Below are 18556 nucleotides of genomic sequence, written 5' to 3' on the forward strand. Positions count from 1 at the left end.
GACGCACCCAAAACACCCGCACCCAACCCGAACCACCCATCGAACCCACCCAGCACGACCTCCTCGACGAACCGGACGGCCTCGACCTCGACCTCTTCGACTCCATCGGTAGCAGTCCGTTCGCAGACACCGCGACCGAGCCCATCGCCACTCCCCTCCCCGACGAGCTGACGTCCGACCACCCGGCCCGGCCGGCCACGGTCCCCTTGACATACCTCGCCGCCACGACCACGGCTCAGGAGACGAACACGCGTGGGCAGCAGCCCGACTCGACGCCGGTCCCACAGATGACCGAGGCCGACCGGATCGCGGACATCCTGGCGGGCGGCCCACCGGCCTCCGGATGACAGCGCACCCCGGGTCGGCAGCAGAGCGAGGGCGTCCTCCCGACCCGCGGACCGAACGCGCCGGGGCAGGTGACCGCCCGGGAGGCGCGGTCTCCGTGAGCCGGGCAGCCCCCTCCATCCACGCCCGGAGTGAACGGCGGGGGCGCCGGACCCCGTCGGGCGGCGGGTGCCACCCCGCCGTTACTCGCCGGTAGGCTGCCCGAGGCCCCTTCGCCGGGACGGCCGCGCCGGCGGCACACAGGAAGGTCAGGACGGGAACCATGGAGATACGGCTGCTCGGCCCGGTCGATCTGTGCACCGCGGACGGCGAGGCCCTCGCGGTGGGCGGCGCGCAGCGGCGGGCGGTGCTCGCCCTGCTCGCGCTGGAGCTGGGCCGGGCGGTGCCGGTCGAGCGGTTCTTCGAGCTGCTCTGGGGCGACGAACCGCCGACCCACGCGAAGGCGGCGCTGCAGGGCCACATCGCGGCGCTGCGCAAGCTCCTGACCGGTTCGGGCTTCACCCTGCTCACCCGCGCGCCCGGCTACCGGCTCACCGGCGACCCCGGCGCGGTCGACGCGGTCGCCGCCGCGGAGCTTGCCGCGCGGGCCGCGGGGACCACCGACGACACCGCCGCCGCCGCACTGCTCCGGCAGGCGCTCGGGCTCTGGCGGGGCGCCGCCCTCGCCGGCCTCCCGGCCACCCCGCTCCGCGGCGCCCTGGCCGACGGGCTGGACGACGCCCGGACCGGGGCCCTGACCGCGTGGGCGCGGCGGCAGCTGCGCCTCGGGCAGGGCCACACGGCCGTCCCCGCGCTGGAGCAGGCCGTCCGCGCGGACGGCCTGTCCGAGCCCATGACGGCCCTGCTGATGCGCTGTCTGCACCGGAGCGGCCGCAGCCCCGACGCGCTCCGCGTCTACCACCGCTCCCGCGTGCGGCTGGGCGAGGAGCTGGGCGTCACCCCGGGGCCCGCGCTGCAACAGGCCCTCGCCGAGGTCCTGGCCGCCGACCGGGCCGGCGACCCGCCCTGCCGGCCCAGCGCAGCACCCGGCGGAGCCGCCGGGGAGCCCGGCCCGCCCGCGGTACCGGTGGCCGGCCGGCTGCCCGCGCCGCCGCGCGGTTTCGTCGGCCGCGACACCGAGGACGACTGGCTGGACCAGCAGTGCGGGCCGGAGCGGACCGGGGACGGCCTGGCCGTGGTGGCCGGCCCCGCCGGCGTGGGCAAGACCGCGCTGGTGGTGCGCTGGGCGCACCGCGCCGCGGCGGGCTTCCCGGACGGCCGGCTCTTCGCCGACCTGCGCGGCTTCGACCCGGCCGGCCCGGGCGACCCGGGCCAGGTGCTGGGGGAGCTTCCTGCGGGCGCTGGGCCTGCCCGAGGCGGCGATCCCCGAGGACCGGGCCGCGCGGGCGGCGCTCTTCCGGGAACAGACCCGGCACCGCCGGCTGCTCGTCGTCCTGGACAACGCGCGGTGCGCCGACGACGTCGCCGGCCTGCTGCCCTCGGGGCCCGGCTGCGCCACGGTGGTCACCAGTCGCAACAGCCTGGAGGCCCTGGTGGTCACCGACGGCGCCGCCCTGTGCCAGCTCGCCGCCCTGCCGGCCGCCGACGCGTACCGCCTGCTGGAGCGCGCGCTGACGGCCGAGCGCCTGGCGGCCGAGCCTGAGTCGGCCGGGCGGCTGACCGAGCTCTGCGACCGGCTGCCGCTGGCCCTGCGGATCGTGGCCGGCCGCCTCACCGCCCGGCCCGGCCGGCCGGTCGCCGACCTGGTGGCGGAGCTGACCGACGAGCGCACCCGGCTGGCCGCCCTCGGCACCCCGGGCGGGGCGGCCGGCGTCCGGCCGGCGCTCTCCCTGACGTACCAACACCTGCCCGAGAACGCGCGGAACCTGCTCGCCCTGCTGGCCGTGCACCCGGGGGCCGAGGCCGACCCGTACGCGGCGGCCGCCCTGCTCGGCTCGGACGCCGACGGGGCCCGGCACGCGCTCGGCCCGCTCACCGCCCACCACCTGCTGTCGGAGCCCGCGCCCGGCCGCTTCGGGCGGCACGATCTCGTCCGGCTCTACGGCGCGGAGCTGTTCGACCGGCTCCCCGCCGAGCGGCGGCGGCAGGCGTTCCGGAGCCTGGTCGACTACGAGCTGGTCGCCGCCGGCCTGGCGGTGCGGCGGATCAACCCGTTCCACGAGCCGTTCCGGCCGGCGGGGCCCGGGCCGCGGGCGCTGCCACGGCTCGGTGACGTCCCGTCCACGCTCGCCTGGTGCCACGCCGAGGAGCCGGTGCTGCGCGCCCTGGTGACGGCCGCCACCGACCGCGGCGAGTACGAGCGCGCCTGGCGTCTGGCCCGGGTGACGGCCACCCTGTACTACGGCGCCGGGCGGGTCTTCGACCGGCTCGCCTGCCTGCGGATCGGGTTGCGGGCCGCCCGGCTGGACGGCGGCCGGGAGGGGCTCGCCGCCATGGAGGCGGCGACGGCGTGCGCGCTCGGCTCCACCGGACGCGTCGCCGAGGCACTGCCGCTCGCCGCGCAGGCCGTCGCGCGGACCACGCCGGACGACGGCGACCTGCACGTCCACGCCCTCTCCGTCCGCGCCTCGATGACCGCGCTGTCCGGCGATCCGGCCGGCGCCGACCGGCTCTCGCAGGCCGCGCTCGCGCTGATCCGGGCGAGCGGGCCGAGCGAGCACGCCGCCACCGTGCTCAGCAACGCGGCGGCCCTCAAGGTCGTCCTGGGCGAGCCCTTGGCCGCGCTGGAGCACGCCCGGGAGACGCGCGCCCTGCTGGCCGGCAACCCGACCGCCAACGCCCACCTCTGGGCGATGGTCAGCGAGGCCCTCGCCCTGCGGGCACTGGGCGAGCGGACGGCGGCCGAGCGGGTCTGGCGGGAGGCCCTGCACCTGTGCGGGGCGACCGGGAACGTGCGGCTCCACGCCCTGGCCCGGCGCCACTTCGCCGAGTTCCTGGCCGGGACGGGCCGGGCCGCCGAGGCCCGCGAGCACCTGCGGGCGGCGGGCGAGCTGTACACCGCGCACGGGGACGTCCGGCCGGCCGAGGAGCTGGACCGGCTGCTCTCCCGGCCGCCCGCCGGCGCGGCCGGCGGCTCCCCGGCCCACGGCCACCTGCGGACCGCCTGAAGCAGCTGCGCGGCACCCGTATCCGAAACCCGGGAGGCAAGATGACCATCCACCACCTGGACTGCGCCACCATGTGCCCGCTCGGGGGCCGGCTGCTGCTGGGCAGCGGCGGGCCGCTGGTCGGGCGGCTGTCGGCGCACTGCCTGCTGGTGGAGGGCGCGCAGGGGCTCGTCCTGGTCGACACCGGGTTCGGGACCGCCGACGTCGCCGACCCCCGCCGGCTCGGCCGCGCGCTGCTGGGGGCCGTCCGCCCCCGGCTCGAACCCGCCCGCACCGCCCTGCACCAGGTCCGCGCACTCGGCCACGACCCGCGCGACGTCCGCCACATCGTGCTGACCCACCTCGACCCCGACCACGCGGGCGGGATCGGCGACTTCCCGCACGCCGAGGTGCACGTCCTGGCCGACGAACTGCGGGCCGCCACCGCGCCGCCGACCCGCGCCGAGCGGGACCGCTACCGCCCCGTCCAGTGGGCGCACGGCCCGCGCTGGGCGGAGCACCGGGCGGACGACGCCACCGAGGACTGGTACGGCTTCCGCGCCCTCCCCGTACTGCCGCGCGAGGTGCCCGGCCTCCTGCTGGTCCCGCTGGCCGGGCACACCCGGGGCCACTGCGGCGTCGCCGTCCGGGACGCGGACGCGGACCGCTGGCTGCTGCACTGCGGCGACGCCTACTTCTCGCGCGCCGACACCGATCCCGCCTCGCCGCGCAGGCCGCCCGTGCTGAGCGCCTTCCAGCGGATGATGGCCGTGGACGGCCGTGCCCGCCTGCAGAACCGCGAGCGCCTGCGCGAGCTGCGCCGCACGCGCCAGGACGAGGTGGAGCTGATCTGCGCCCACGACACCGCCGACTTCGACCGCTTCGCCCGGGCATAGGCGCGCCGGCCGGGCACAGGGGGGCCGCCCGGGCACGGGTGCGCCGGCCGGGGCTCCCTGGGGTGCCCCGGCCGGCCGTGGTGGCGTGGCGGGTTACTGCGGGGTGACGTAGGCGCCGGAGATGCCGCCGTCGACGAGGAAGGTGTTGGCGGTCATGAAGGAGGAGTCGTCGGAGGCCAGGAAGGCGACCGCGGCGGCGATCTCCTCGGGCTCGGCGAAGCGGCCGAGGGGGATGTGGACGAGGCGGCGCGCGGCGCGCTCCGGGTCCTTGGCGAAGAGCTCCTGGAGCAGCGGGGTGTTGACCGGGCCCGGGCAGAGGGCGTTGACCCGGATGCCCTCGCGGGCGAACTGCACGCCCAGCTCGCGCGACATCGCCAGCACGCCGCCCTTGGAGGCGCTGTAGGAGATCTGCGAGGTGGCCGCGCCCATCACGGCCACGAAGGAGGCGGTGTTGATGATGGAGCCCTTGCCCTGGCGCCGCATGTGCCCGATCGCGTACTTGCAGCAGAGGTAGACGCTGGTCAGGTTGACCTCCTGGACGCGCTTCCAGGCGTCCAGGCCGGTGGTGAGGATCGAGTCGTCGTCCGGCGGGGAGATGCCCGCGTTGTTGAACGCGATGTCGAGCCGCCCGTACTCGTCCACGGCCCGCTGGAAGAGGTCGCGCACCGCGTCCTCGTCGGTGACGTCGACCTGGACGAAGAGGCCGCCGACCTCGTTGGCGGCCTTGGCCCCGGTCTCCGGGTCGAGGTCGGCGCAGACCACCTTGGCCCCCTCGGCGGCGAACCGCCGGGCGGTGGCCAGGCCGATGCCGCTGCCCGCGCCGGTGATGACGGCCACCCGGCCGTCGAGTCGCTCGCTCATGCTGATCATTCCTCCGTGGAGATGAAGACGTTCTTGGTCTGGGTGAAGGCGTCGAGGGCGTCCGGGCCGAGCTCGCGGCCGAGACCGGACTGCTTGAAGCCGCCGAAGGGCGTCGAGTAGCGCACCGAGGAGTGCGAGTTGACGGAGAGGTTGCCGGCCTCCACCCCGCGGGAGACCCGCAGTGCGCGGCCGACGTCCCTGGTCCAGATGGAGCCGGAGAGGCCGTACTCGGTGGCGTTGGCGATGCGCAGGGCGTCCTGCTCGTCGCGGAAGGGGACGACGGTGACGACCGGGCCGAAGATCTCCTCGGTGAACGCCCGGTCGTCGTGCCGCACCGGCGCCAGCACCGTGGGCGGGAACCAGAAGCCGGGCCCGTCGGGGGCGCTGCCCCGGAAGGCGACCGCCGACCCGTCCGGGACGTAGGAGGCGACCCGGGCGTGGTGGGCGGCGGAGATCAGCGGGCCCATCTCGGTCTTCTCGTCGGCCGGGTCGCCGACCCGCACCGCCCGGACGGCGGGCTCCAGCAGCGCCATGAACTCGTCGTAGGCGCAGGCCTCGACCAGGATCCGGGAGCGAGCGCAGCAGTCCTGGCCGGCGTTGTCGAAGACGGCGTAGGGGGCGGTGGCGGCGGCCTTGGCGAGGTCGGCGTCGGCGAACACGATGTTGGCGCTCTTGCCGCCGAGTTCGAGGGTGACCGGCTTCACCTGGGCGGCGCAGCCCGCCATGATCTCCTTGCCGACCGGGGTGGAGCCGGTGAAGACCACCTTCCGCACGTCCGGGTGGGTGACGAAGCGCCGGCCGACCACCGGGCCGCGGCCGGGCAGGATCTGCAGCACGCCCTCGGGAAGGCCCGCTTCGAGGGCGAGTTCGCCGAGGCGCAGGGCGGTGAGGGGGGTGAGTTCGGCGGGTTTGACGATGACGGTGTTGCCGGCGGCGAGGGCGGGGGCCAGCGCCCAGACGGCGATCGGCATCGGGAAGTTCCACGGCACGATGACGCCGACGACGCCGAGCGGCTCCTGGAAGGTGACGTCGAGGCCGCCGGCGACCGGGATCTGCCGGCCGAAGAGCCGCTCGGGGGCGGCGGCGTAGTACTCGATGACGTCGCGGGCGTTGCCCGCCTCCCAGCGGGCGTTGCCGATGGTGTGGCCGGCGTTGGCGACCTCCAGGGCGGCGAGGTGCTCGCGGTCGCCGTCGACGGCGGAGGCGAAGGCCCGCAGCAGGCGGGCCCGGTCGGCGGGAGCGACCCTGCGCCAGGTGTCGAAGGCGGCCCGGGCGCGGGCGACGGCGGCGTCGGTCTCGGCGAGGCCGGCCAGTTCGACGGTGGTGATCACCTCCTCGGTGGCGGGGTTGACCACCGTGTAGAGGTCGGGGTCGGTCATCGGGTTGTCTCCCTGTCGCTGGCAGGAACGAAGCTGGCGTCGACGAGTGCGCGGAAGAGGCGGTGGTCGTCGGGGTCCGTCTCGGGGTGCCACTGCACGCCCAGCGCGAAGCGGTGGCCGGGCAGTTCGAGCGCCTCCACCGTCCCGTCGGCGGCCCAGGCGGTGGCGCGCAGCCCGGCTCCGATCCGGTCGGCGGCCTGGTGGTGGTAGCAGGAGACCTCGGCGGCGGGCCCGAGGACGGTGGCGAGCCGGCTGCCGTCGTGGACGCCGACCCGGTGGCGGACGAATTCGGCCGGGACGATCTGGTGGCTGCGCTCGGGCAGGTGCTGGCGCAGGGTGCCGCCGAGGGCGACGTTCAGCAGTTGCATGCCGCGGCAGACGCCGAGCAGCGGCAGGTCGCGGACGAGGGCTCCCCGCAGCAGCTCCAGCTCCCAGTCGTCGCGGGCGTGGTGCGGCGGGCCGGTGCGCGGGTCGGCGGCGGCCGCGTAGCGGGCCGGGTCGATGTCGGGGCCGCCGGCCAGGACGAGGCCGTCCAGCGCGTCCAGCAGGTGGCCGACGCCGCCGGGCTGCGGCGGCAGCAGCACGGGCGTGCCGCCGGCCACCGCGACGGCGTCCACGTAGGTCTGCGGGACGAGCGAGGCGCGCTGGCGCCAGACGGACCAGGCGGCCTCGTCCTGGTAGCTGGTGATGCCGATCAGGGGGCGTCGGCGGTGGTCACGGGTCACGGTCGCTCTCTGGGGTTCACGGTCACGGCAGGTCGGGCGTCGGTCGCGGAGTTCGTCGCGACGTCGGGCGCGGTACCGATTGCGGCAGGTCGGGCGTCGGAAGCGACGCCGGAAGCGGCGTCGGTCGCGGAGTTCGTCGCGGCTTCACAGTCGTTCGAATCCGCGGCGCCGCTCCCAGTCGGTCACCGCCCGGTCGTAGGCGGCGAGTTCGACCCGGCCGGCGTGGGCGTAGTGGCGGACGACGTCCTTGCCGAAGGCCTCGCCCGCGGCGGCGCTCTGCTCGAAGGCGGTGACCGCGTCGCGCAGGGTGGCCGGCACCCGGGGGGCGTCGGAGGCGTAGGCGTTGCCGGTGAACTCCGGTTCGAGTTCGAGCTGTTGCTCGACGCCGTGCAGCCCGGCCGCGATCAGGGCGGCGACCGCGAGGTACGGGTTGACGTCGCCGCCGGGGACGCGGTTCTCGAAGCGCAGCGACGGGCCGTGGCCGACCACCCGCAGGGCGCAGGTGCGGTTGTCCCGTCCCCAGGCGATCGCGGTGGGCGCGAAGCTGCCGGGCACGTACCGCTTGTAGGAGTTGACGGTGGGGGCGAACAGCAGCGCGAAGTCGGCCAGGCAGGCGAGCTGTCCGGCCAGGAAGTGCTCCATGGTGCGGGAGAACCCGTGCGGCCGGTCCCCGGCGAACACCGGCGCGCCCTGCTCGTCACGGAGGCTGAGGTGGACGTGGCACGAGTTGCCCTCGCGTTCGTCGTACTTGGCCATGAAGGTGAGGCTGTAGCCCTCCTGCGCGGCGATCTCCTTGGCGCCGGTCTTGTACACGGAGTGGTCGTCGCAGGTGGTGAGGGCGTCGGCGTACTTGAAGGCGATCTCGTGCTGGCCGAGGTTGCACTCGCCCTTCGCCGACTCGACGGTGAGGCCGGCGCCGGCCATCCCGTTGCGCAGCCGGCGCAGCAGGGGTTCGATCCGGCCGGTGCCGAGGACGGAGTAGTCCACGTTGTACTGGTTGGCCGGGGTGAGCCGGGTGTAGTCCTTGTCCCAGGCCTGCTCGTAGGTGTCCCGGAAGACGATGAACTCCAGCTCGGTGGCGGCGTGGGCCTGCCAGCCGTAGCCGGCCAGCCGCTCCAGCTGGCGGCGCAGGATCTGGCGCGGGGAGACGGCGACGGCGGTGCCGTCGTGGTGGGTGATGTCGCACTGGACCATGACGGTGGCCGGGTGCCAGGGCACGGTGCGCAGGGTGGCGAGGTCGGGGCGGAACACGAGGTCGCCGTAGCCGCCCTCCCAGGAGGAGATCTCGAAGCCGTCCACGGTGTTCATGTCGACGTCGACGGCGAGCAGGTAGCCGCAGCCCTCGGCGGCGTTCGGGACGACGTCGGTGAGGAAGTACCCGGCGGCGACGCGTTTGCCCTGGAGGCGTCCCTGCATGTCGGTCATCGCGAGGACGACGGTGTCGACGGAGCCGTCGGCCACGCGGCTGCGCAGCTCGTCGAGGGTGAGCCTGGGGCTGTTCAACGGATCTCCAGTTCGGCGTCTTCGGCGTCCGGTGCGGCGGGCCCCGGCGGTGTCTCGTGGAGGCGGGGGCCGGTGAACCAGTGGCGGGCGGAGGCGAGCCACCAGATGCCGGCGAAGCCGACGACCACGGCGACGGCCACGGGCGTGTAGTTGAAGCTCTCGGCGGTGATCGGGTTGACGGTGGGGAGCATGAACAGGACGGTGATCACGGCCGTCCAGCCGACCGCGACGATGCCGATCATCCGGCTCCAGCGGCCCAGGTGCCAGGGGCCACGCGGGAAGGCCTCGCCCTGGCGCAGCCGCAGGTAGACCGGGATGACGTAGGAGATGTACAGGCCGATCACCGAGATCGAGGTGACGGCGGTGTACGCGGTGGAGTTCCACAGCGCGGGCAGGCCGAGCAGCAGGGCGCCGCCGGTGGCCAGCCAGACCGCGTTGGTCGGGGTCTGGGTGCGCGGGTCGATGCGGTGCCAGAGGGAGGATCCGGGCAGTGCGCCGTCCCGCGAGAAGGCGTAGATCATGCGGGAGTTGGCGGTGACGGAGGCCATGCCGCAGAAGAACTGGGCGCCGATGACGATCAGCAGGAGCAGTTCGGCGCCGTTGGTGCCGATGGCGTCGATGAAGATCTGCGCGGGCGGCACCTTGGTCTCGCTGTCGAGCGCGCCGTCGTAGTCGCGGATGGCGAAGGTGATGCCGAGCAGCAGGATCCAGCCGGCCACCAGGGAGACGGTGATGGCGTTGACGATGCCGCGCGGGCCGGAGCGGGCGGCGTCCTGGGTCTCCTCGGTCATGTGGGCGGAGGCGTCGTAGCCGGTGAGGGTGTACTGGGCCATGAGCAGGCCGAGCATGGCCACGTAGAGCTGGTTGTGGAAGCCGGTGTTGTTGACGAACTCGGTGAACACGAAGGAGGCGGAGGCGTGTTGGTCGGGCAGCAGGACGAGCGCGCCGACGATGACGGCGACGCCGACCAGGTGCCACCAGACGGACAGGTTGTTGAGGAAGGCGACCAGCCGTACGCCGCGGGTGTTGAGCAGCCCGTGCAGCGCCAGGATGACGGCGAAGATCTCCACGGTGTGCGCGGGGGTGGCCGCGAAGCCGAACTGGAGGGTGAGGAAGGCGTTGGCGAAGAAGGCGGCGCCGTAGTCGACGCCGGCGGTCACCGCGACCTGGCCCAGGAAGTTGAACCAGCCGGTGAACCAGCTCCAGGCCGGGCCGCGGCTGCGGGCCAGTTTGGCGGACCAGTAGTACAGGCCGCCCGCGGTCGGGTAGCTGGAGCAGATCTCGGCCATCGCCAGCCCGACGCAGAGCGTCAGCAGGCCGACCACCGGCCAGCCCCAGATGATCATCGCGGGGCCGCCGGCGTTCATCCCCGTCCCGTACAGGGTGAGACAGCCGGACAGGATCGAGACGATGGAGAAGGAGACGGCGAAGTTGGAGAAGCCCGACATCGAACGGGCAAGCTCCTGGGTGTATCCCAGCTCGCGGAGCCGTTGTTCGTCGGCGGAAACGGGGGATGTGCCTACCGGAAACACCGGCGGGGAAGGGTGGTCGGGTGAGCGTTCGTCGGTCATGGGCACCCCTGGGGGTTGAGGTGTGCCGGGGCGGTGCGCGGCCACGTCGGTGTGGCGCGCCTCCCCGGCGGGCGAGACGGTCGGGCGGCTCTTCAATGGCCTGCATTCAGACCATTGGGGTGGTGAGCAGCATCGTTCACCCCCCGCCGGGGCCGCGTCAAGAGCGGCGCGGAGGGCGGTTGCGGGGAGCGCTCATAGGTACGATTCCGGCGTGGACGTCGACGAAGCACGCGAGCAGGCCCGCGTGGACTGGCAGGCCGGGGCGATCTTCCGGCCCGTGCGGACCGGCAACGCCTTCGAGGAGACCGTCGAGCGCCTCCTCCAGGCGATCAAACTGGGCGTCTTCGGCCACGGCGACCGACTGCCCGCCGAGCGCGACCTCGCCGCCCGGCTCGGGGTCAGCCGCGAGACCCTGCGCGAGGCGCTCCGCACGCTCCAGCAGGCCGGCTGCGTCGAGCCGCGCCGCGGCCGCTACGGCGGCACCTTCGTCACCTACCGGATGCCGCCGCCGGACGTCGCCGAGCTGCGCCGGGCCGCCCGCGACCTCGGCGGCGAGCTGGAGGACGCGCTGACCTACCGCCTGGTACTGGAGACCGGCGCCGCCGAGGCCGCCGCCCGGCGCGCCCTCTCCCCCGACCAGCGCGCCTACCTGGAACGCCGGCTGGCCGACCTGGAGGGCGCGCCCGCGGAGCAGTACCGGCAGCTGGACTCGCGCTTCCACCTCGCGGTCGGCGAGCTGACCGGCTCGCGCACGCTGGCCGCCGGCATCGCCGAGGCCCGGATGCGCCTCAACGACCTGCTCAACGCCATCCCGATGCTGGACCGCAACATCGAGCACGCCGCCGACCAGCACCGGGCGATGGTCCGGGCGATCCTGGACGGCGACGGCGAGGCCGCCCGCCGCGCCACCGAGGAGCACCTCGCCGCGACGGCCGCACTGCTGCGGGGCTTCCTGGTCTGAGGTCCGCGCCGGAAGGTCCGCTGCGAGCCGACACCACCACCCAGGGCATCCGAATGACCACGGAGCGCGACTCGTATCCGCGTTCGGATATTCTGGCCGGGTGAGCGAGAACCTGCCCCCGTGTCCCCGGTGCTCCAGCGAGTACACCTACGAGATGAACGCCCTCATGGTCTGCCCCGAGTGCGGCAACGAGTGGGTGCCCGCCGAGGGCGCGGCCGAGGAGTCGGGTGCCGCCGGCGACCGGGTGGTCAAGGACTCGGTCGGCAACGTGCTCAGCGACGGCGACACCGTGACCGTCGTCAAGGCCCTCAAGGTCAAGGGCAGCCCCTCGGGCATCAAGGCGGGCACCAAGGTCCGCAACATCCGGCTGGTCGACGGGGTCGACGGCCACGACATCGACTGCAAGATCGACGGCTTCGGTCCCATGCAGCTCAAGTCGAGCGTGGTCAAGAAGGCCTGACCCCGGGAGTGGGCGCCCGCGTCGGACGGTGACGCCGGGCGCCCTTGACGTGTCATCAGGTCATCCGTCCCGGACTATTGACTCGGAGTCCAACAGTGGCGATTCTCGTCACACCGAATACGCGGGACATGACAGTCGGCCGGACGGGCTGCGCCCCCGGACGATCCGGCTCTTCGACCGCGTCATCCGCTCATCGGACCCGAGTGGTGACCATGACTCAACTCCCCCACAGCAGGCTCAGACTCGTCACCCTCCTGGCCTCGCTCCTCGCTCTGATCGCCGTGGCGCTCGCCGCACCGGCCCCCGGGGCGGCGAGCGAGGCAGGCTGGTGGAACCCGACCGCACGGCCCTCGCCCGACTCGCAGATCAACGTCACGGGCGAGCCCTTCAAGGGCACCGACGCCCAGGGGAAGGTCCGCGGCTTCGTCGACGCGCACGACCACATCATGGCCAACGAGGCCTTCGGCGGCCGGCTCATCTGCGGGCAGTCCTTCTCCCCCGCTGGGGTCGCCGACGCGCTCAAGGACTGCCCGGAGCACTACCCCGACGGCTCGCTCGCGATCTTCGACTTCATCACCAAGGGCGGCGACGGCAAGCACGACCCCGTCGGCTGGCCGACCTTCGCGGACTGGCCCGCCCACGACTCGCTGACCCACCAGCAGAACTACTACGCCTGGATCGAACGGGCCTGGCGCGGCGGCCAGCGGGTGCTCGTCAACGACCTGGTCACCAACGGGGTGATCTGCTCGGTCTACTTCTTCAAGGACCGCAGCTGCGACGAGATGACCTCCATCCGCCTGCAGGCCCAGAAGACGTACGACCTGCAGGCCTACATCGACACGATGTACGGCGGACCGGGCAAGGGCTGGTTCCGGATCGTCACCGACAGCGCGCAGGCCCGCGAGGTGGTCAAGCAGGGCAAGCTGGCCGTCGTCCTGGGCGTGGAGACCTCCGAACCCTTCGGCTGCAAGCAGATCCTGGACGTCCCGCAGTGCAGCCGGGCCGACATCGACCGCGGCCTCGACGAGCTCTACGGGCTGGGCGTGCGCAGCATGTTCCTCTGCCACAAGTTCGACAACGCGCTGTGCGGGGTCCGCTTCGACGAGGGCGCCCTCGGTACGGCGATCAACGTCGGCCAGTTCCTGTCGACCGGCACCTTCTGGCAGACGGAGAAGTGCGCCGGGCCGCAGCACGACCACCCCATCGGCCTCGCCCCGGCGCCGGCCGCCCAGCAGCAACTGCCCCCGGGCGTCGCCGTCCCGTCCTACGCCACGGACGCCCAGTGCAACACCCGCGGGCTGACCGAGCTCGGCGAGTACGCCGTGCGCGGCATGATGAAACGCAAGATGATGCTCGAGGTCGACCACATGAGCGTCAAGGCGGCCGACCGTTCCTTCGACATCCTCGAATCCGAGTCGTACCCGGGCGTGATCTCCTCGCACAGCTGGATGGACCTCGACTGGACCGAGCGGGTCTACAAGCTCGGCGGCTTCGTCGCCCAGTACATGAACGGCGCCGAGGCGTTCAGCACGGAGGCGAAGCGCACCGACGCGCTGCGCGACCAGTACCACGTGGGCTACGGCTACGGCACCGACATGAACGGCGTCGGCGGCTGGCCCGGCCCGCGCGGCGCGGACACCGCCAACCCGGTGAAGTACCCGTTCCGCAGCGTGGACGGCGGCTCCGTCATCGACCGGCAGACCACCGGCTCCCGCACCTGGGACATCAACACCGACGGCGCCGCGCACTACGGCCTCGTCCCGGACTGGCTGGAGGACATCCGGCTGGTCGGCGGCCAGGACGTGGTGGACGACCTCTTCCGCGGCGCCGAGTCCTACCTCACCACCTGGGGGGCGTCCGAGCACCACCGGGCCGGGGTGAACCTGGCGGCGGGCTCGCCCGCCTCGGCCGCCTCCTCGGAGTGGAACCCGTTCACCAGCTACGCACCCGGCCGGGCCGTGGACGGCGACCCGGGCACCCGCTGGGCCAGCGACTGGAGCGACGACCAGTGGCTCCAGGTCGACCTCGGCGGCACCAGCCTGGTCGGGCGCGTCACCCTGGACTGGGAGCGCGCCTACGGAAAGGCCTACCGCATCGAGGTCTCCACCGACGGCACCACCTGGCAGTCCGTCTGGTCCACCACCACCGGTGCCGGCGGCCTGGACACCGCACGGTTCACGGGCGTCCCGGCCCGGTACGTCCGCGTCCACGGGCTGCAGCGCGGCACCCAGTGGGGCTACTCGCTCCACGAGGTCGGCGTCTACAGCACCTGACGGGTCTCCCGGCCCCCGGCGGCCCCGGTCCCTCGCGACCGGGGCCGCCGGGGGCCGGGGCCGCGACCGGGAGGAACCCCATGACACGGATGCCGTCCGCCGAGCGGCGCCGGCAGCTCACCGAGGCCGCGATCCGGGCGATGACCCGCGACGGTGTCGCCGCCACCACGACCCGCTCGGTCACCGCCGAGGCGGGCGTGTCGCTGAGCGTCTTCCACTACTGCTTCGACTCCAAGCAGGCCCTGCTGGAGTCCGTCATCGCGACGATCACCGACCACTCCGTCACGATGGTGCGGGAGGCGATCCGGCCCCGGGCCACCCTGCGGGAGACCGTCCGGGCCGGCTTCCAGGCCTACCGCGACCACGTGGCCGCCAACCCCGGCGAGCACATGCTCACCTACGAACTCACCCAGTACGCGCTGCGCCGGCCCGGATTCGAGCAGCTGGCACGGCGGCAGTACGAGCTGTACTCCGCCGCCTACACCGAACTCCTGGACCGGCTCCGCCGCGACGCGGGCTTCGAACTCCGCGTCCCCACCGACGTACTGGCCCGCTACCTGGCCGCGGTGACGGACGGGCTGACGCTGAACCTGCTCGTGCTCGGCGACGAGGGCTCGGCGCAGATGCTCGACCTGATCGCCGACCACGTCGCCGGCCTGGCCCGGGGGTGACGGGCCCCGCCCGGGGCGGCGGGCCGGCCGCGGATCACCGCCGATCGCCGTCCGGCCACCGGGAGATCGGGCTGAAGAAGCCCTCCACCGGAGTGACCGTGGTCCCGTGCGGCACGAAGGACTCGAAATCGATGCGCGGATCGCCGATGTCGACGGTCACCAGCAGCAGGTACCGGTTCATCCGGGACACCACGTCCTCGCCGAGCAGTTCCACCTTCGCGACGTTGCCGGAATGGCTGACCGGCCGTTCCGGCAGCGCCGCCAGGTAGGGCGACACCGCGTCCAGGAAGGCCTGCCGGGCCTCCTTCTCCTCCTCGATCTGCTCGGGGGTGGGGTTCCCGTCCCCCTTGAGCTCGATCCCGGTCGGGGGTGCATCGATACGGAAAACTGTGATCATCAGCGGAACTCCAGTTCATCGGGGACCGGTCGCCGCACGGGAGGTGACCCGCCGACCCTCCGGTCCGCGAACGGGCCGCGCCCCGGGCGGTCCGGGGCGCAGCAGCTCCGTGTACGCCGCCCAGGCGTCCAGCAGGGGCGGCACCACCGTCCGGCGCCGCCCGGAACCGGTACGCAGGACGGCCGCCCGCACCTCGGCCGGCGGCGCCGCGGGGAACTCCGACAGCAGCAGGGCGACCGTGCCCGCCACGAACGGGGCGGCGGCGCTGGTACCGGTGAGCACGAGCGGGCGGTCCCCGGTGCCGAGGCCCCTGACGGCCTCGCCCGGTGCGCCGATGCCGCGCCCTCCGATCGATCCCCCCAGGTTGGAGAGGCTCATCGGCCGCCCCCGTCGGTCGTAGGCGATCACGGGGATCGTCCAGGGGTGCCGGGTGAGGACGGAGGTGCCGACCGCGCCCTGGTTCCCGGCGGCCACGACCGTGATCACGCCGCGGTTGGCGGCGTGGTCCAGCGCCCACTCCAGCTCGCGGTGCCCGGTGCCGGCGGGCCGGTCCGGCGCGACGCTCAGGTTCAGCACGCGGGCGCCCGCGTCGACGGTCTCCACGACGGCGGCCGCGAGGTCCTCCAGCCGCGTGGCGGGGGCGGCGCGCGAGCCCGGGCGGTCGGGCGCGAAGACGGGGCGCAGCAGGAAGGTGCAGCCGGGGCAGATGCCGGGCGGCTCCCACCCGCGCCCAGCGCCGAGCAGACCGGTGACGAAAGTGCCGTGGCGGCAGGCCGGGCCGCCGCCCGCGCGGCTGCACCCGCTGGGCCTGCCGCCCCTCCCGCCATCCGTCAGGAGGCGCAGCCGCCGCCCGGCGAGGCCCGGGTGGTCCAGGGCCACCAGGCCGTCGACCACCGCGACGACGACCTCCGGCCTGCCCGCGCCGCGTGCCATCAGCCGCGCGAGGCCGACCTGTTCGAACGGTGTCGTCATCGGGGCGTCCCCTGTGCGTCGTTCATCCCGTCTGCGTTCTCCGCACGCGCGGGCCCGGCCGGCCGCGGCCCGGTCCGTTCCGGGTCCTGCCCTGTCCGGTCAGCCGAGGGGGCCGGTGTCGCAGTCGTCCAGACACCACTTCCGGCACTGCTTGCAGCGGAGGCCGCCGGGGTTGCGCGAGCACACGCCGGAGCAGGCCCCGCGGCACTCCAGCTCGCAGAGCGGCGTCAGGAACTCGCCCTGCCCCTCGATCATCTGCGGGCCCCGTGCGGAGCCGTGGCGCAACACCCGGTAGTGCCCGCCCGTGTGGTGGAGCGCCGATTCGGCGGTGAATCCCGGGATCGTCATCTCGACACCTCCTTTCCTTCTTCCGCGCCCGGCCGGCGCGGGTCAACGGTCGTAGTAGGGGCACAGCTTGTTCACCAGGAAGGGGAACTGCTCCGTGACGTCGACCCGGACGAAGAACTTCTCGGTGACGTCCGTCCGGCGGCCCGTGTAGCAGAACAGGACGTCGATGATCCTGCGGGCGCCGCTCAGCCGGGAGTCTCGGAAGCTCACCCCGCTCAGCGAGGAGTCGGCGGCGAAGGCCTCCACGGTCTTCTCGTAGATGCGCGGGTAGCGGACCGCGAGGTAGTTCAACGCGCGGTGCTCGTCGGTGTCGCCCGCGTTGTCCCCCAGCTGCATCACCCGGTGCAGCAGCTCCCTGGAGGACGCCTCGAACAGCTCCTCGGGCATCCCCTCGGGGCGGTCGATCGCCGCCACCAGCTCCTCCGTGTCGAAGGAGTAGATCTGGTCGAAGGAGACGACCGGAAGCGTCAGGCCGTTGCAGAGACCGGACGGGGCGAGCGGCCCCCGGTGACCGATGACGACGTCGAGGTCGGAGCCCTTGGGTTCCGGCCGGACGGCCGCGACCAGGCTGTCGAACTCCACCGGGTCCCGCGGCCTCAGGAGGTAGGTCTCGATCCCCTGGACGCTCAGGACGTAGCACAACTGGCGTGCGAGATAGCGGTTCTCGGGCTGGGAGACGACCGCGTGCACTGCCTGCCGGTCGGTCAGCTCGGCACTGTCGGACCGGTACACCGCCTGGGCGACCTCCTTCTCCACCGCCAGGCTCGGGAACCGGTAGTCGACCTGACCGAGCACGTAGACGTAGCCGCCGGCCGAGTAGCGGCCGCCCTGCCCGGAGTCGTCCCCGGCCGCCTCCGCGGTCGGGTCCCCGCTCTCGCAGTGGTGTCCGCAGCCGCCGTCCGGCATCGCGGCGGCAGTCACGAAGGCGGCCGCAGCGGTGGCGGCGGGCGGTGCGAGGGCCGGCCCGAGGCGGTCGGGGTCGTCCGCCGGCAGGTCGTCCAACAGGTCGGGGCGTTCCCGGTACTCCTGCTCCATCGGTGACTCCTCACGTCACGCTCGCGTCAAGCCTTGCGGACCGTCACGGATTTCACGTCACGGTCCGTCACCGCGCTCACGGTTGGTGAGCACGGCCCCGCGACAGGACCACCCGGTGGTTGAGCGCGGCCGCACGCCGCTCACAACCACCGCAGGGCCTCTTGATCCCCATCGTGCTCGTCACTCGCCTGACGGCGTCCCCGAGGCCGATCTCCTCGTCGGTGATGAAGCCCGGGACGCGCACCGTGCGCGGACGGTGGGCCTCGCCGCCGCGGGCGGGGTCGTCCCGCCTCTCACCGTCGGTCATCGGTCATCTCCCTCACCGTCACCGCCCTCAACGTCGCCTGTCGCACCGTCACCGTCCGGGCGCAGCGCTGTGGCAGCGGACGCCCTCGCGGGTGCCGCGGGGACAGGGACGTCAGGACGTGCCGGGTCGTGGAACGTGTCGGGCCGTGGAACGTGTCGGGCCGTTCGGACGCGAGGACCGGACTCACTCGCGTGGGGGGAGCCGGGGAGACCTGGCTTCGGTCGCCCGCAGTCATCCACTGCCTCCAGGTTGCTCCCGCCGGGCCGGACGTGCAAACCCCGGGGCCGGTGGGGCCGGTTCGGGACGACCCTGCGGCGTAGCCTGGACGGAGCGGGCCGTTCACCCGGAGGCGCCCGGGGAGGCCCGCGAGGGAGCGCCGGCCGACTGGTGCCGACGGTCTCCATCGGACCACCTGACGGGAGCATCATCATGGCCATCCCCGGCTTCCACGCTGAGGCCTCCCTCCGGCCGGGTGCCGGCCGGTACGCGACGACCCGGCCGCCGGCGGGCCCGCACGGCGGCGCCACCGGAGAACGGATCGTCCCCATGTTCACCGAGGAGGAGCGGCAGCGGCTGATCAGGTGCGGCCAACGCCTCGACTCCTGCGATCAGCAGTGCCAGCCCCAGCTCGACATGGGCAACTTCTACGAGTGGCAGCTGTGCCACGACGAATGCAACCAGCAGTACGACGACTGCATGCAGACCTGAGCTCCGGACCCGAACCGGACGCGGGGCCCGCGGGCACGCGAAGGCGGCCGGTCTCGGG

The 18556-nt window shown here is 73.7% G+C and carries 18 protein-coding genes; 8 read left to right on the top strand and 10 right to left on the bottom strand.

Annotated elements, in window-relative coordinates:
• The 3 genes from ACZ5WK_RS00005 to ACZ5WK_RS00015 all read left to right on the top strand — a co-directional run.
• Positions 1-347, top strand: a 347-nt coding sequence (locus ACZ5WK_RS00005) for a hypothetical protein (protein WP_465543317.1), incomplete at its 5' end; no start/stop codon positions are given.
• 260 nt (positions 348-607) lie between these two features.
• Positions 608-1987 carry an AfsR/SARP family transcriptional regulator gene (locus ACZ5WK_RS00010; RefSeq protein ID WP_465543319.1) on the top strand — a complete coding sequence of 460 codons (1380 nt, stop codon included), beginning with the start codon at positions 608-610 and terminating at the stop codon, positions 1985-1987.
• A gap of 1506 nt (positions 1988-3493) precedes the next feature.
• A complete protein-coding gene (locus tag ACZ5WK_RS00015; RefSeq protein ID WP_465543321.1) occupies positions 3494-4327 on the top strand; it encodes an MBL fold metallo-hydrolase in 834 nt (277 codons plus the stop codon).
• A gap of 93 nt (positions 4328-4420) precedes the next feature.
• On the opposite strand, the gene ACZ5WK_RS00020 is transcribed toward ACZ5WK_RS00015, so the two are convergent.
• The 5 genes from ACZ5WK_RS00020 to ACZ5WK_RS00040 form a co-directional block, all read right to left on the bottom strand.
• Positions 4421-5197: a 3-oxoacyl-ACP reductase gene (locus ACZ5WK_RS00020; RefSeq protein ID WP_465543323.1), complete on the bottom strand. Its 777-nt coding sequence runs from the start codon at positions 5195-5197 to the stop codon at positions 4421-4423.
• The gene (locus ACZ5WK_RS00025; RefSeq protein WP_465543325.1) at positions 5194-6567 is read right to left on the bottom strand and encodes an aldehyde dehydrogenase family protein; all 1374 of its coding nucleotides are present in this window, start codon (positions 6565-6567) and stop codon (positions 5194-5196) included. The genes ACZ5WK_RS00020 and ACZ5WK_RS00025 overlap by 4 nt, the downstream gene beginning before the upstream one ends.
• Positions 6564-7292 carry a gamma-glutamyl-gamma-aminobutyrate hydrolase family protein gene (locus ACZ5WK_RS00030; RefSeq protein ID WP_465543327.1) on the bottom strand — a complete coding sequence of 243 codons (729 nt, stop codon included), beginning with the start codon at positions 7290-7292 and terminating at the stop codon, positions 6564-6566. Before ACZ5WK_RS00030 ends, ACZ5WK_RS00025 begins: the two co-directional genes overlap by 4 nt.
• A gap of 144 nt (positions 7293-7436) precedes the next feature.
• Positions 7437-8795: a glutamine synthetase family protein gene (locus ACZ5WK_RS00035; RefSeq protein WP_465543329.1), complete on the bottom strand. Its 1359-nt coding sequence runs from the start codon at positions 8793-8795 to the stop codon at positions 7437-7439.
• Positions 8792-10243 (bottom strand): amino acid permease, encoded by a 1452-nt coding sequence (locus ACZ5WK_RS00040; protein ID WP_396321096.1) that lies wholly within the window; start codon positions 10241-10243, stop codon positions 8792-8794. The genes ACZ5WK_RS00035 and ACZ5WK_RS00040 overlap by 4 nt, the downstream gene beginning before the upstream one ends.
• A gap of 334 nt (positions 10244-10577) precedes the next feature.
• Here ACZ5WK_RS00040 and ACZ5WK_RS00045 point away from each other — a divergent pair, with 334 nt between their 5' ends.
• From ACZ5WK_RS00045 to ACZ5WK_RS00060, 4 genes are all read left to right on the top strand, one after another.
• Positions 10578-11327, top strand: coding sequence for a FadR/GntR family transcriptional regulator (locus ACZ5WK_RS00045; protein WP_396321095.1), 750 nt, complete (start codon positions 10578-10580; stop codon positions 11325-11327).
• A gap of 100 nt (positions 11328-11427) precedes the next feature.
• A complete protein-coding gene (locus ACZ5WK_RS00050; protein WP_465543332.1) occupies positions 11428-11787 on the top strand; it encodes a zinc ribbon domain-containing protein YjdM in 360 nt (119 codons plus the stop codon).
• Between the two features lie 212 nt (positions 11788-11999).
• Positions 12000-14060: a galactose-binding domain-containing protein gene (locus ACZ5WK_RS00055; RefSeq protein ID WP_465543334.1), complete on the top strand. Its 2061-nt coding sequence runs from the start codon at positions 12000-12002 to the stop codon at positions 14058-14060.
• Positions 14061-14140: 80 nt separating this feature from the next.
• Positions 14141-14731 (top strand): TetR/AcrR family transcriptional regulator, encoded by a 591-nt coding sequence (locus ACZ5WK_RS00060; protein WP_465543336.1) that lies wholly within the window; start codon positions 14141-14143, stop codon positions 14729-14731.
• Positions 14732-14765: 34 nt separating this feature from the next.
• Here ACZ5WK_RS00060 and ACZ5WK_RS00065 read toward each other — a convergent pair whose 3' ends face one another.
• From ACZ5WK_RS00065 to ACZ5WK_RS00085, 5 genes are all read right to left on the bottom strand, one after another.
• Positions 14766-15128 (bottom strand): hypothetical protein, encoded by a 363-nt coding sequence (locus tag ACZ5WK_RS00065; protein WP_465543337.1) that lies wholly within the window; start codon positions 15126-15128, stop codon positions 14766-14768.
• 15 nt (positions 15129-15143) lie between these two features.
• On the bottom strand, positions 15144-16100 hold the full coding sequence (locus ACZ5WK_RS00070) for a S8 family serine peptidase (protein WP_465543339.1): 957 nt from the start codon (positions 16098-16100) through the stop codon (positions 15144-15146).
• A gap of 99 nt (positions 16101-16199) precedes the next feature.
• Positions 16200-16448, bottom strand: coding sequence for a hypothetical protein (locus ACZ5WK_RS00075; RefSeq protein ID WP_465543341.1), 249 nt, complete (start codon positions 16446-16448; stop codon positions 16200-16202).
• A 42-nt stretch (positions 16449-16490) separates the two neighbouring features.
• Complete coding sequence (locus tag ACZ5WK_RS00080) at positions 16491-17483, bottom strand: cyanobactin maturation protease PatG family protein (protein ID WP_465543343.1); 993 nt, start codon at positions 17481-17483, stop codon at positions 16491-16493.
• Positions 17484-17559: 76 nt separating this feature from the next.
• The gene (locus ACZ5WK_RS00085) at positions 17560-17790 is read right to left on the bottom strand and encodes a hypothetical protein (RefSeq protein WP_465543345.1); all 231 of its coding nucleotides are present in this window, start codon (positions 17788-17790) and stop codon (positions 17560-17562) included.
• Between the two features lie 429 nt (positions 17791-18219).
• Between ACZ5WK_RS00085 and ACZ5WK_RS00090 the strand changes: the two genes are divergently transcribed.
• Positions 18220-18498, top strand: a complete 279-nt coding sequence (locus ACZ5WK_RS00090; RefSeq protein WP_465543347.1) for a hypothetical protein — start codon at positions 18220-18222, stop codon at positions 18496-18498.
• The last annotated feature ends 58 nt before the right edge of the window (positions 18499-18556 follow it).

The sequence above is a fragment of the Kitasatospora sp. NPDC032757 genome (assembly GCF_055579305.1).